Annotated in this window: 10 protein-coding genes; 1 reads left to right on the plus strand and 9 read right to left on the minus strand. The window is 45.6% G+C overall.

Annotated elements, in window-relative coordinates; translation table 11 throughout:
- Positions 1-15: 15 nt before the first annotated feature.
- Positions 16-3,579 carry a transcription-repair coupling factor gene (mfd, locus tag QUB56_RS06815; protein ID WP_332954289.1) on the minus strand — a complete coding sequence of 1,188 codons (3,564 nt, stop codon included), beginning with the start codon at positions 3,577-3,579 and terminating at the stop codon, positions 16-18.
- Between the two features lie 423 nt (positions 3,580-4,002).
- On the opposite strand from mfd, the gene QUB56_RS06820 reads away from it, so the two are divergent.
- Positions 4,003-5,334, plus strand: coding sequence for a hemolysin family protein (locus QUB56_RS06820; RefSeq protein ID WP_332954292.1), 1,332 nt, complete (start codon positions 4,003-4,005; stop codon positions 5,332-5,334).
- A 198-nt stretch (positions 5,335-5,532) separates the two neighbouring features.
- Here QUB56_RS06820 and QUB56_RS06825 read toward each other — a convergent pair whose 3' ends face one another.
- The 8 genes from QUB56_RS06825 to QUB56_RS06860 all read right to left on the minus strand — a co-directional run bounded on the left by QUB56_RS06825 (position 5,533) and on the right by QUB56_RS06860 (position 13,815).
- Positions 5,533-6,864 carry a hypothetical protein gene (locus QUB56_RS06825; RefSeq protein ID WP_445243317.1) on the minus strand — a complete coding sequence of 444 codons (1,332 nt, stop codon included), beginning with the start codon at positions 6,862-6,864 and terminating at the stop codon, positions 5,533-5,535.
- Between the two features lie 6 nt (positions 6,865-6,870).
- Complete coding sequence (locus tag QUB56_RS06830) at positions 6,871-8,196, minus strand: hypothetical protein (protein WP_332954295.1); 1,326 nt, start codon at positions 8,194-8,196, stop codon at positions 6,871-6,873.
- 13 nt (positions 8,197-8,209) lie between these two features.
- Entirely contained in the window at positions 8,210-9,442 is a 1,233-nt protein-coding gene (locus QUB56_RS06835; protein ID WP_332954296.1) for an SGNH/GDSL hydrolase family protein, read from the minus strand.
- A gap of 4 nt (positions 9,443-9,446) precedes the next feature.
- Entirely contained in the window at positions 9,447-9,611 is a 165-nt protein-coding gene (locus tag QUB56_RS06840; protein WP_190657062.1) for a DUF5989 family protein, read from the minus strand.
- Complete coding sequence (locus QUB56_RS06845; protein ID WP_332954298.1) at positions 9,612-10,019, minus strand: SxtJ family membrane protein; 408 nt, start codon at positions 10,017-10,019, stop codon at positions 9,612-9,614. It lies immediately after the preceding gene.
- Positions 10,020-10,098: 79 nt separating this feature from the next.
- Positions 10,099-12,075 carry a carbamoyltransferase gene (locus QUB56_RS06850; protein WP_332954300.1) on the minus strand — a complete coding sequence of 659 codons (1,977 nt, stop codon included), beginning with the start codon at positions 12,073-12,075 and terminating at the stop codon, positions 10,099-10,101.
- A gap of 171 nt (positions 12,076-12,246) precedes the next feature.
- Positions 12,247-12,732, minus strand: coding sequence for a hypothetical protein (locus QUB56_RS06855; RefSeq protein ID WP_332954301.1), 486 nt, complete (start codon positions 12,730-12,732; stop codon positions 12,247-12,249).
- Positions 12,733-12,894: 162 nt separating this feature from the next.
- Positions 12,895-13,815: an NAD(+) kinase gene (locus tag QUB56_RS06860; RefSeq protein WP_332954302.1), complete on the minus strand. Its 921-nt coding sequence runs from the start codon at positions 13,813-13,815 to the stop codon at positions 12,895-12,897.
- Positions 13,816-14,043 lie beyond the last annotated feature (228 nt).

Here is a 14,043-nt window from a genome sequence, read left to right on the forward strand (position 1 = left end):
TTTGAGGATTATATATTAAAAGCCAACATTAGCCGACGGCAAAGCGCCCTGCATTTTACCCAGCCAATCAATCAAATTATCCAATTGCTTTTGGGCCGTCAAAACCGCCATCCCTCGAATAGTAACCTTCCCCTTGCTGTAGACAAAACGAGAGCGCAAATGTTCGGGCAAATTAGCCTTGAGCAAATTCCACGCAGGTTCTTCCATAGCAGTTTCCAAAACTATGTGCTGCTTGTTCTCCGGTTTGATCCGAGAAAAACCGATTTTTTTAGCGATTTGTTTGAGCTCGACAACCCGGATAAGTTGCTGGGCTGGAAGAGGAATTGGCCCATAACGATCGCACCAATCAGCCTGAATCTGCTGTAACTCTTCTGAGGTATTAGCATTCGCCACAGACCGGTAAGCGCTCATCTTTTGATCCAAATCTGCGATGTAATCAGCAGGAATAAACGCCGTCAAAGTTAGGTCGATTTGCGCGTCCTCGACTTTCGGAATTTCCTGACCCTTAATTTCCCGAATAGCCTCCTCTAACATTTCAGCATACAAATCAAAACCGATCGCCTCCATTTGACCCGACTGTTCAGTACCCAAAACATCACCCGAACCGCGAATTTCCATATCTCGGACAGCCAACTGATAGCCTGAACCCAACTGCGCGAACTCTTGAATTGCCCGCAACCTCTGCCTTGCAGCATCAGACAGCTTGTTCTGCTTCGGATAAAACAGCCAAGCGTGAGCTTGAATCCCCGCGCGTCCCACCCGTCCCCGCAACTGGTAAAGCTGACCCAAACCAAAGCGCTGCGCGTCTTCAATTAAAATGGTATTGACACGGGGAATATCCAAACCCGACTCAATAATCGTCGTGCACACCAAAATATCGAAATCCGCCGCACTAAAGCTCAGCATAATCGATTCTAATTCCGAAGCCTCCATTTGACCGTGGGCGATCGCAATTCTGGCAGACGGTACCATCTCCTGCAACTGAGCGGCCAACTCATCAATCCCCTCAATCCGCGGCACCACGTAAAAAACCTGACCGCCCCTGTCCAATTCTTGACGAATTGCCGATCGCACCACTTCCGGGTTATAGGGAGCCAAATGCGTCTGAATCGGGCGCCTGGAAGGAGGCGGAGTCGCAATCAAACTCATCTCGCGAATCCCCGAAAGCGACATATACAAAGTCCGGGGAATCGGCGTTGCTGTCAGAGTCAGAACATCTACCTCTGTTTTGAGAGCTTTTATCGCTTCCTTTTGCTTAACTCCAAAGCGCTGTTCTTCATCCACCACCAACAAGCCCAAATCCCGAAATTTAATCGCTTTGCTCAAAACAGCTTGAGTACCGACAATCACATCTAATTCCCCAGTCGCCAAACGCTTGTGAATCTCCCGGCGCTCGGTTTCTGTGCGAAAGCGATTGAGCAAACCAACTTCGATCGGATAAGGGGAAAAACGCTCCGAGAGCGTGTGATAGTGCTGTTGGGTCAAAATCGTCGTCGGCGCGAGCAAAGCCACCTGCTTGCCCGCCGTAACCGCCTTAAAAATTGCTCTCAGAGCAACTTCTGTCTTGCCAAAACCGACATCGCCGCAGACCAAGCGGTCCATCGGTCGATCGCCCTCCATATCGCGTTTCACATCCTGAGTTGCCTTCAACTGATCCGGGGTTGGCTGGTAAGGAAAAGAATCCTCTAATTCTTGTTGCCACGGCATATCAGGAGGAAAAGCGTAACCTGTTTGTTGCGCTCTTTTAGCATAAAGATTCAACAAATCTACCGCTAATTTTTTAACAGCTTTGCGAACCTTGGTTTTAGTTTTTTCCCAAGTTTGACCTGTCAGCTTATTGAGTTCCGGAACTTTATCTGCTACCGTCCGAAACCTCGATAAAGCCCCCAATTGATCGGCCGCAACTCTCAGGGTACCATCAGCGTATTGAATCAATAAATACTCGCGAGTTTCCCGATCGATAGTCAAACGTTCTAACTTGATAAATTTTCCCACTCCGTGCTGGCGGTGAACCACATAATCACCAGGGCTTAATTTATGCGGGTCTACTTGCTTAGAAGCAGCGCGGCGGCGCTTGCGGACGTAGCTAAAAGTAGCCAAAGAATGCTGACCGTAAAATTCCCTATCTGTAATTAAAACAATCCGAAAAGTCGGCAGAATAAACCCTTCCAGTTCTGCCAGCCCGCTGTACTTCAAAGCAACCGGAACGTGCTGCAACTGCAACTTATCTATCGCCAAATAATCGCGCGGATTCACCACAAACTGAGCCGGACAGTCGTGCTCCGAGAGCAAAGAAACAGAACGGCTGGGTTGAGCCGAAACCAGGAAAATAGTAAAACCCCGATCGCGCTCTTCCCTGAGCATTTGAGACAGCTTAGCAAATTGGTGAGGCATCACCGGCACAGGCCGAGAAGCCAAATTAATCGCAGGCGGTAGCTGGTCGCCCTCTGCAGAGCTTTGAAATTTTTTAGTAGTAGAATCTTCTGCCAATTCTGAAAGTTCGACGCTGTCGAAACCTGCGACATCTGCCATAGATTCAGCAAAAGTGCGGTGAATTTTCGGAACTTTCAACTGAGAAATTGGCAATTTTTCTGTTCCCGCCTCCGCAACAACAGATTCCCGAGCGCAATTTTTCCACTGTTGCTCTGCATTCTCAAACCAGCGGTCGCTGTGACCTTCGCAGCCTTGCGGTTCGTCAACAACAACTAAAGTATTTTCTGGCAAATAATCCAACAAAGATGCGGGTTTTTCAAACGCTAAACCCAACAGCCTGCGGACAAATTTTTCGGTTTCATTTTCTGTGTCAACAGAGCCGAGGTGGTTGATTTCGTCAACCTTTTTTTCAGCTAAAACTGCTTTAATAATTGCGTTAAAATTAGTAGGAGTTAACACCAACCGCTCGATCTTATCAAGCGATCGCTGCGAAGACGGGTCAAACTCCCGAATTTGCTCCAAATCATCCCCAAACCACTCCAGCCGCACCGGCAACTCAGCCGCCACCGGAAATACATCGACAATATCACCCCGACGGCTCCACTGACCCTCCATTTCCACCAAAGCCACCCGATCGTAGCCCATTGAAGCAAGTTGGCGGTCTAAAATCTTCGAGTCTTGAACCATACCTCGCTTCAGCGTCAGACAGTAGGGTTCAAAAGCAGCAGGCGGCGGCAAGTGAGACTGGAGAGCTCTTTCGGTAGATACAATCGCGATCGGCTTAGAATTAGCGTTTGTTTCTCGTTTCTCGACCAAATCCGCCAGCACCTGCATTTGACCCCAAGTCATTTCGCTTTCATCCGAGTAAGATAGCTCGTAGGGCGAAGCCTCCGAAGTCGGGTAAAAATGCACAGTCTGCCAGTCCATAGCCTCTAGCCCTGCCACCCAGCGGCCGGCTTCTTCTAGAGTTGCCGTCACTACCAGTAAACTCCGCCCTTCTTGCTGTGCGAGGGCGGAAGCTACCAAACCTTTGGGCAGGCGGGCTAAGCCGTTGAGCTGCACGTAGCGATGGCGCTTGAGCTTGTTGAGGAGTTCTGTTGCTAGGGGCGATCGCCCGAGGGTACGAATTATTGAAGAGAAAGTCATGCGCTTTTAATTTTAATCCCCGATCGGCTCCGGCTCTTTCCCTTTGCCTGTTAAGGAGATTGTACGACAAACATCCATGATTGTGCCGATCGGCTGTGGATGCCTGGGAACTTAACTGGAGATAGATTTCTGCCTTAATATGTCGATCCTGCGATCGGGATCGAGCCCGTTCCGTTAATCTAGTGACAGGTTTAGAAAAAATTTCGATTTTGCGATCGAGATTCGCAGATTCCAGACCTCTCCTGTGACTGCACCCAAAGACGGATACAAGCCCCCGACTCAAGTTGTGAAGAGCGAAGAATTTTAGACATTAGGGAAATCCCCCAGATACTGGCGGCGTCGTCAATCTAAAATCTAAAATCTAAGATCTAAAATCGACTAACCGGGCAGAGCGCTTCGCCGTTACTACCGAAAATTTTAGAAATGTCCCCAAGTACCGATATTCTGATTGTTCTCCTGCTAATTTTCCTCAATGGCTTGTTTGTGATGTCAGAGATGGCCATCATCTCTGTACGGAAGGTGAGACTGCAACAGATGGCTAACCAAGGTTCCACCAATGCCCGGGTAGCCTTGGATCTGGCTAATGCCCCCAATCAGTTCTTACCGACAGTTCAAATCGGGATTACGATGCTGGCCATTCTGTCGGGCGCTTTCGGAGAAACGACGATTTCTAGAAGAGTAGAGCCTTTGTTGAACCTGATTCCTGGCGTCGCGCCCTACTCTAAGACGATCGCCTCAGTAGTAGCAGTTTTAACTATCACTTATCTGACCTTAATTATCGGCGAACTCGTGCCGAAGCGGCTAGCGCTCAACAACCCGGAGCCGATCGCTTCTAGCGTAGCAATTCCCATGCGAATGCTCTCAAAAATTGGCGCTCCTGCGGTTTATCTGTTAAGTCATTCCACTGACTTAGTGATGCGGCTGATGAGGATATCGCCCTCGACAGAACCGCAAGTTACGGAAGAGGAAATTAAAGTTTTAATCGAGCAAGGAACCGAAGCCGGCACCTTTGAAGAAGCCGAACAAGACATGGTAGAAAGAGTCTTTCGTTTGGGCGATCGGCGAGTCAGCGCCTTAATGACTCCGCGGCCGGATCTTACCTGGCTCGACCTCGACGACTCAGTAGAAGAAAACCGCCAAAAAATGCTCGGCAGCGGTCATTCTCGGTTTCCAGTGTGTCAAGGAGGCCTCGACAACGTGCTCGGTTTAGTACACGTTACAGATATGCTGTCGAGGACTTTAACCGGTCAACCCCTCGATTTAAGCGCTTCTTTACGGCGGCCTTTATTTGTACCGGAAAGCACGCGGGGTTTAAAAGTATTAGAGCTTTTCAAGCAATCTAGCAATCAAATTGCCTTGGTGGTAGACGAATACGGCGTAATTCAAGGATTGGTTACAGTCAACGACATTTTAGTCGAACTTGTTGGCGACTTTCCCTCGGTTGAAGATGCTGACGAGCCGGAAGCCGTGCAGCGCGAAGACGGTTCTTGGCTGTTAGACGGAATGCTACCAGTTGAAGATTTTTTTGAGCTGTTTGGCCTCGAAGAAGTATCAGCAGAAAACAAAGGAAGTTACCACACAATGGGCGGCTTTGTGATTACACATTTGGGCAAGATTCCCACAGCAGCCGAGCATTTTGAGTGGAACGGTTTGCGCGTGGAAGTAGTCGATATGGACGGCAACCGAGTTGATAAGATATTGGTAATGCCGATCGACTCAGGGGGCGATCGACCTCAAACCGAACCAAAAACCTAAAAACCATTCGCCACAGTCAATTGTTCTCATCAGCCCAGTAGGGGCGGGTTTCACCAACAATCTCGTCAAGAATTCAAAAGATCGATAAACCCGCCCCCGGCCCACAATAAATTTGAATGTACATTTCGATTTACCGTGGGTGGGGGCGGGTTTTTAAGATTTTTTGTTTGAGTCGTTGATGGTTGGTGGAAGCCGCCCCTACTTCTTGTTTTTTCTTTCATCCTTCCGCAAAGATTCCAGAAGAGAACGGCCCACATAATTACTAAAAATTACTTCCCCAGCTTTATTGTAGTGGCAGCAGCTATCTACATAAACCGCATCTTTAGTCCGATCAAATACATTTACAGCATTCAATATATTAATATTATTTTTTTCCAAATTGGGAAACTTTTTGAAAAGAGCCGGATATCCACTTTCTACAGATTTAGCATAAGGACTCTCTTTGTTAAAAGCAATCTGCTTTTCGGCTTCACCAAACACCCTTTTCGTCTGATAATATTGATTAGGCTGAAGAATATGAAAATAAGGCACATTACTAGCAGACAGGACTTTGTGCATAAAAATTGAACTTTTCGCCCAATTCCCTGCCATTTCTTCAAAAGCTAATGAATCCTGTAAAACAGACTTATTAGTATTGATATAAATAACGCTACCACCGTCCTTGTTTTGTTGTTTAGTCTGTTCTTGTTCAAACTTAATTAGATCGGTTTTATAGTTATTAACTAGATTTTGAACGTAAACAGAAGTCACAGCATCGCACGTAGCTAAAAAGCAGTGTTGCAAACTTTCCAAACCCTGATTAATCCTAGCTTTATTTTCTTTAATCCTGATAGTTGCTTTCATCGCTTTTGTAGAAAGGCTATTATTCGCCAAGCTAGTCAGCGGCAAAATATGCTGAACACTTGGCATTGCCAAATCGAGTTTATATTTATTGTTTAAGTTAGAAAGTGCTACTTCATTAAAACCATCTATATTGACGACTAGATCCAGTTCTTGCCCTAAAGCCAAAAAATAGTTTAAAATTAATAATTGCTGGGGTTGCTTGTAGCCTCCCGTAGCAAAAGACAAAATAACAAATTCTTTATCTTTCAAACCCGGAAGCTGCTTGAGGTATTGAGGTAAAATTTTGTTTTGAACTTCAAATACTGCATAATTAGAAGCCACAGAACCGCCAAAAACTCCGATAAAAAACTGATTTTTTTTAGTTTTTTTGAGAGGGTAATCGTAAGGAGAGATAAATCCGTAATTGTTAATTTTAAAACCAGGGCGAAAATCGGGGCCTGGTTGTTGAATAAATCCCAAAAAAGGATGAAATCTTTCAACAATAGACTGATTCAGCCGCACTCCTTCTAAATTAATTCCTAAATCCGACTTATTTGGCACTTTGTCTCTAGTATAGAAAAATTGCTTGTGCTTGACAAAATACCATCCCAAGGAACCTAGTTCCACGAAAACCAGTAAAAGCGCTAAGTTAATCAAAGCAATTTTTAGAAATTCTTGTCCTTTTTTGAGCACTGTTAAATCTTTCATAAACCTCTATTTCGACTCCCTGACTACTTTAATAATAGAATTGGAAACATAATTTGCTAATATTTCTTCTCCCACTGAATTATAGTGGCAGCAGGAATCTTTGTAAACCGTATCTTTTGTATTGTCTAAAATATTCACTGCGTTAAAAACATTAACCCGAGCTTTTTGCAAATCATCGACTTTAGACAACAGCACCGGATAACCTTTTTTCACCCCTTCAATGTAAGGACTCTTGTTGTCAAGCGCGATTTCCTTTTCCTTTGGAGTAAACGCTCGCTTAGTAGGATAATACTGGTTGGGCTGAATAAAGTGAAAATACTTAATCTTTCTACTTGATAAAATTTGATTCATCCCGATCGACGATTTGTACCACATCGAAGCCATTTTGTCAAAAGCTGCGGCATCCTCGAAAACAGAGTCAGCTTTGGGAATGTACACTATACTGCTATTTGCCGTGTCTAAGTGGGATTGTTTGACTTGTGAATCGTACTTGACAACTGCTTGCTGGTAATTGTTGACTAATTGTTTCACCTGTAGCGAGGTAACAGCGTGACACAAAGCAAGCTGACAAGTTTGCAATTTTTGAATACCTGCTTTCAACTGTTTTTTGGTTTCGTTAATTTCCACGATCGAACTCATCGCTTCCGGCGGCAAGTTGTTGTTGGCTAAACCCGTCAGAGGCAGTATGTGCTGAACGCTGGGCATTCCTATTTCTACTTCGGCTTTGTTGTTTAAATTTGACAGTGCTACTTCGTTAAAACCGTCAATATTGATGGCTAAATCTAGCTCTTGACCCAAAGCCAGAAAGTAATTTAAAATTAATAATTGTTGCGGCTGTTTGTAGCCGCCATTGCCAAAATTTAACACCACAATTTCGCGACCGGCAAATTCTGGATAACTCTGCAATTTTTTAGACAATATTTGATTTTTATATTCATCTACTGCAAAGTTGTTGGCAACGGAACCGCCAAAAACTCCGATAATAAATTGTTTTTTATTGCTTTTGACAAAGGGATATTCGTAGAGGGAAAAAAAGCCGTGTTTGTTGACTTTTAACTTTAATTTCTCATTGGTGAAAGCACCTTGTTTGAGCACGTAGCCAAAAAATGGGTGCAGTCTTTCTACGATAGATTCATCAACTCTAATTCCGAGCCGTTCAATATCTTCTACTACTTGTTCTTTAGCTTTAGTTCTGGTATAAAAAAACTGCTTTTGTTTGATAAAATAAAAAGCTAGCGACCCAGCTTCCAGAAAAATAAAGGCGATCGCCAAATTAACCGCGATTAGAATTAATATATTTTTGCCTTTTTCGAGCGCCGGTGAATATTTCATGAAATTTGACTGATTAAGGTTGTTTTTTGGGGACTTGAGACTGCTGCAATTTTTGGCACAAATTTCGGTTGATCAGGATACTGGCCAGCCGGTGTCCGAGTTCATTCCAGTGACCTCCACAGGGTACATAATTCTCAAAACCGTGGGCGCAGACTTGATATTTGTCCGTGTAGCCTTGGAACTGTTCGGATAAATTCAGTACCGGAAAACCCTCGCGCACCCCCAATTTTTCTAGCCGCCTCTCGGGATAAAACAAATCCTGAATGTTGTTTTTTATCATAAAATTTTTTCGCTCCTGGGCTTCGGGTCTAACTTGCATCGCATCCCCGATCGTCACAAGCAAGAAATCAGCATTTTTCTGCACGACTTCATTCCGCATCGTCACAATCAAACCCTCTGTCACTCTCCAAGCCTCTTGCCAAGCTGCATCCTGAGGTTCCTTGAAATTTTGGGTACTTAACTTTGTAAAATCCTCCGATAACTCCTGCTTTTTCCTATCTAAGTCTACCTTTTTAATGACCTGCAAAATGCGCGAATTGTTGACGAGCAAACTGGGCATCCGGTCTACGAAGGAAACTGCTCTTTGGTTGCGGTCGATTGGCGCCAGATTGCGAAAAGACATATCCGGTACTAACTTGCCGCTAGCATCATAAGCAAAAAATGGTCGGTAGCGATCGTATTCCAGTTTCGGAGAATTATTTATCACATCATTGCCAATAAAAAAAGCAAGAATTACAATATCAGGACTGTAATCCCACACTTTTTTTCGCAGCATTATCAATTCTTGAGCAGTACCGTAACCCTGCACGCCGAAATTGATGACCTCAACATTTTTCCGTCCCTTAACCGCCTCGCAGTTGCCTAACTTTCGTTCCAATTTTGACCAGAAAGTTTGTTCTACAGGTACGTGAATTGCTTCGGTGAAAGAATCGCCCAAAACCGCCACGCGCAAAGTATTTGGAGGTTTGGCTTTTGTATGTTCCCGATCGCGCAAACCCTCGCTATTCACCTGCACAAAACTCGCACCTTCCCCATTCCACTCCCCCGACGCACCCGGTTTCAGCTTCCAGCCCAAATTCGGATCGGAAGTGTGGAAACCAGTGGGCGCCGAGTCTACCAAATCTCCTATTTTTGGATAGCCTTCAATCTTGGCCACCCGCAATCCAATTTCACCAATTACCACCCCCATAAATAAACCTGCGAGTGTCAAACCTAAATTGACACCCAAATTTTTCAACTTGCTCATTCTTTCAAAACAGGGTGTAAATAAACGGAGCAATCACAGAACCCTGACTCAATACAATCAAAGCTCCCAAAAAGACTAAAGTCACAATTAACGGCAGCAGCCAATACTTTTGGCGTTCTTTCATAAACGCCCACAAATCTTTGAGGAAATCTAAAGTTGCTTCAAACACTTAAAAAGGACGCTCCATACTAACTTTTGTTCTGGCTTTACTTGGGACGCGGTAAGTATCCATTTTCGGATTGAGTTTTCGCCGCATTGCATCTTCGCCCAACAGGCTTTTAATAACTCCCATCGGCCAAATTATCAGGTAAAAAACTATCCCTAGGACGATCGGCGTTTCGATTTTGTTAAGAATAAGTCCAAAGCGCATCCACGCGTGATAAACGGGGTTCAGCGATTTCGGCGCAACCAATGCTAGCAGCACTAGCACTCCGCCGACTGCCCAAGGCCACCAAGGTAGAGAATGCCGGCGCAGTAAAGGTACTGCTAAACCGAAAAGGACTGCAATTAAGCCGCCAATTAGCAGCCCGAAATCGCGCAAGCCTTTTTTGTCAAGTTTTTTAATTTCTTCGCTCATTAGAAATGGGGAATGGGGAATTGGTAATTGGGAATTAGTTATTAGTTATTCGCACCAACTAATAACTAATAACTAATGACTAATCTAGTTCAAATTCATTTTTCCAAGTATCATCTTGTTTCCAAGGAATTTGTTCGGACTTGGGAAGCAAGTAATTTTCCAATACCAGATAGTCCATTTCGGTTCGCATGAAACAGCGGTAAGCATCCTCGGGAGTGCAAACAATGGGTTCGCCTCGGACGTTGAAAGAAGTATTTACCAGAACCGAACAGCCCGATCGCTCTTCAAAATGGCTGATTAAGTCATAGTACCGAGGATTGGTTTCTTTGTGAACTGTTTGGATGCGAGCCGAGTAATCGACGTGGGTAACAGCCGGAATCTCGGAACGGGGAATGTTGAGCTTTTCAATGCCAAACAACTGCTCTTGTTCCGCAGTCATGGGAATGCGGAGACTGGCTTTGACAGGTGCTACCAATAGCATATAAGGGCTGGAATGGTCAATCTCGAAATAATCCGCAACTCGTTCGGCTAAGATTGAGGGAGCAAAAGGTCGAAATGATTCCCGATATTTAATTTTAAGGTTCATCACGGACTGCATTTTAGCATTGCGGGGATCGCCGACGATCGAGCGACCGCCCAGAGCCCGCGGTCCAAATTCCATCCGTCCTTGGAACCATCCCACCACATTTCCCTGTTCCAAAATTTCCGCCAACTGTGGCATTAATTCGGCATCTTCCAATCGGTAATAGCTGGCTTTGACAGCATCCAAATATTCGAGAATTTCTGCGTCAGTAAACCTCGGCCCCAAATAAGAACCCCGCATTTGGTCGTGACAAGTTAAATGAGCAACAGACTTCGCCACAGTTGCCACCGCTTGTTTGGCAGTGAGGACTTCAGTCCTCTCCTCAACTGCTGCGTTGGTAGTGATAAGTTCACTCTTGAGGGATTCTCTACTATTTGCTGTCGATAAAGGGCTCACAGTGCGAGTTTGTTCGGAATACTGATACCAAATCGCCAAAGCGGCGCCCAAAGCACCGCCAGCATCTCCCGCAGCCGGCTGAATCCAAATATCTTTGAAAATACCTTCCCGCAAAATTCTGCCGTTAGCAACGCAGTTGAGAGCAACGCCGCCGGCAAGACAAAGATAATCGACATCCAATTCTTTTTTAACTGTTCTGCAAAGCCGCAAAACCACTTCTTCGGTAACAACTTGAATGGACGCGGCAATGTCCATTTCCCGCTGAGTCAATTTTCCTTCAGCTTGGCGTGGCGGTCCTTCAAACAGTTCGTCAAACTTCTTGTTTGTCATGGTTAAGCCAACCGTATAGTTGAAATAATCCATGTTCAAACGAAAAGTTCCGTCATCTTTGAGGTCGATTAAATAGTTGAGAATCTTGTCTACATACTTGGGCTCGCCGTAGGGAGCTAAACCCATGAGTTTGTATTCGCCAGAGTTGACTTTGAAGCCTGTGTAGTAGGTGAAAGCTGAATAAAGTAAACCCAAGGAGTGGGGAAAATCGATTTCCCACTGAGGTGTAAGTTCGTTCCCGTCTCCCAACCAAACCGAGGTTGTTGCCCACTCGCCCACGCCGTCGAGGCACAAAACGGCTGCTTTTTGAAACGGGCTGGGGAAAAATGCCGATGCTGCGTGGGATTGGTGGTGTTCGGTAAATAGCAGAGATGGCAGTTTATTTGTTTTGCAGTTTGCCATGGATGCTAGCTCTCTTTTGAGCATTGTTTTGAGGTAAAGCTTTTCTTTGAGCCATATCGGCATGGCGGTTAGGAAAGAGCGAAAACCTTGGGGTGCGTAGGCTAAATAGGTTTCGAGAAGGCGCTCGAATTTGACTAAAGGTTTGTCGTAAAAGACTATTCGATCGAGTTCCCGCAAATCTATTTTTGCTTCTTTCAGGCAATACGCGATCGCATTCTTAGGGAATCTGGCGTCATGCTTTTTGCGGGAAAATCTTTCTTCTTGCGCTGCTGCTATAATTTCTCCGTCACGAATTAAGGCTGCGGCGCTGTCGTGATAGTACGCCGAGATTCCAAGTATGTTCATCGCTCTCCTCACAAATCGCAATGCGTTTGCTTTTGACTATTTAGAATAGCTAACGATTATAGCTGTTTAAGTGCTGATTGGGAATTGAGTTTTGCGATCGCCTCTAATTTTACCTGAATCGATACGGCTGCACCCCCTGAGCGGGCGATCGGCTGTTTGAGAGAATTTAAGCTAGCGCCGGCGAATCCTGCGCCCCCAAGCTCTGAAGTAAGTTACCAGCGGGAATTGATAAAATTCACCTACCAACCACAGCACAATGCCTAAATGGGACAAAAAAGCTAAGCCTGTCCAAGCGGCGGGCAGCCACGACAACCGGCTGCCGGGAACCGGGGGAAAATAGTAAGCTGAAAGTCCCAGCAAGGTAGTGGGAAGGAAAATTAGACCAAGAGCCACTGCCAAGTAGGGCCATCCGAATTCTACGCCTTCGAGGTGGGCTCCTATCCACTTTTTGCCGTTCCAGTGCCAAGTTACGGGCGGTTGGCGATCGGCCATTTCGAGCGATTGTCTTTCCACGCTGGCGGTAAAAATGTGCTGGCAGAAGTTGCAAGCTAGGGCGTCCATCAGCGCTAGGGTGGAAATTTGACCGGTGCGGCACACGGGACAGGGATATGTATCTTGAGGGTGGAAAGGTCTGGTTGATTTTTTGAAACTACGCATTGATCGGGGTGTTTGTCAAGATATTGAGCGATCTTAACAAAGTACAGAGATTTTGGGGTTGGCTGATGGCGACTTTTGTATGTAGATTGTTGGTGATTTAACAGGTTTTTTCACGCTTACCTGTCTCAGGGGTTAATGCAGTTTCACGGTGGATGATTCGGATTAATTGCGGTGATTGTTGCTGTACCGAATTCTGGCTCCTGCCCAGTGAAGTTTTTCCCTCAAAGTGTTGTAATAAGAATAGTTTTCTCGCAAAATGATAAACTTGGCTTCGCAGTCTGCCCTCCGCACATCTACGCGCTGTCCCGGCCAAATTGCAGTACCCAAAATGCCGTCTGTCCAAAGTTTGGTAGTGAGTTCGTAATCTGCTAAAGGCCAAATGCTGACGACTGAACCGGGCGGGAGTACGATCGCCCGACTGGATAAACTCAAAGGGCAAATCGGAGTAACTGCGATCGCGTCCATTCCCGAGTGCATAATCGGCCCGTTGGCAGATGCGGTGTAGCAAGTCGAACCGGTGGGAGTTGCCACAATTAAACCGTCGCCTTGATATTGATCGACTACTTCGCCGTCAACTTCCATTTCTAGAATACAGCTCGGCATTCGATCGGCTGAAGCAGGTTTGACACACATTTCATTGAGTGCCAAAAATCGATCGCTCTGGGGTTGGAGATTGGTTCTGTTTCCCTCAAAAATCCCCGCCTGCAACATCATCCGCTTCTGCACGGCATACCTGTCTTCCAAAAGTCTGTCCCAAATCTCCTCAGTCTTTTGGAAATCCTCAAAAGACTCGGTTAAGAAACCCAGATGTCCCCCCACATTCGCTGCCAAAATTGGGATGTCGTCAGCAGCCAAATTTCGCGCTGCAGCTAGGGCCGTACCGTCGCCGCCCAGCACCACGGCTAAATCTATTGAGCTGTTACTAGAAGCTAAAAACACCGGATACGGGTTATCTTTCGGGCCGCTCGGACCCATTAAAACTTGACACCCGCGACTTTCTAATTGGCGGGCACACTGTTCTGCCCACCTCTGGCTGAGGGTATCTCTGGCTTTGTGGGCGATAATTACTTGTTTTAGTTCCACAACCTATCGATTTGAGATTTGAGATTTGGGATTTTCGATTGTTAGATTATTATATTTTAGACTGAATCGCCACGAGCACGACGATCGGATGGTACATCGATTTGAGATTTGGGATTTTTGATTGTTAGATGATTAGATTTTAGACTGAATCGCTACGAGCACGACGATCGGATGGTACATCGATTTGAGATTTGGGATTTTCGATTGTTAGATGATTAGATTTTAGAC

The organism is Microcoleus sp. AR_TQ3_B6, assembly GCF_036702785.1.
GTDB lineage: Bacteria > Cyanobacteriota > Cyanobacteriia > Cyanobacteriales > Microcoleaceae > Microcoleus.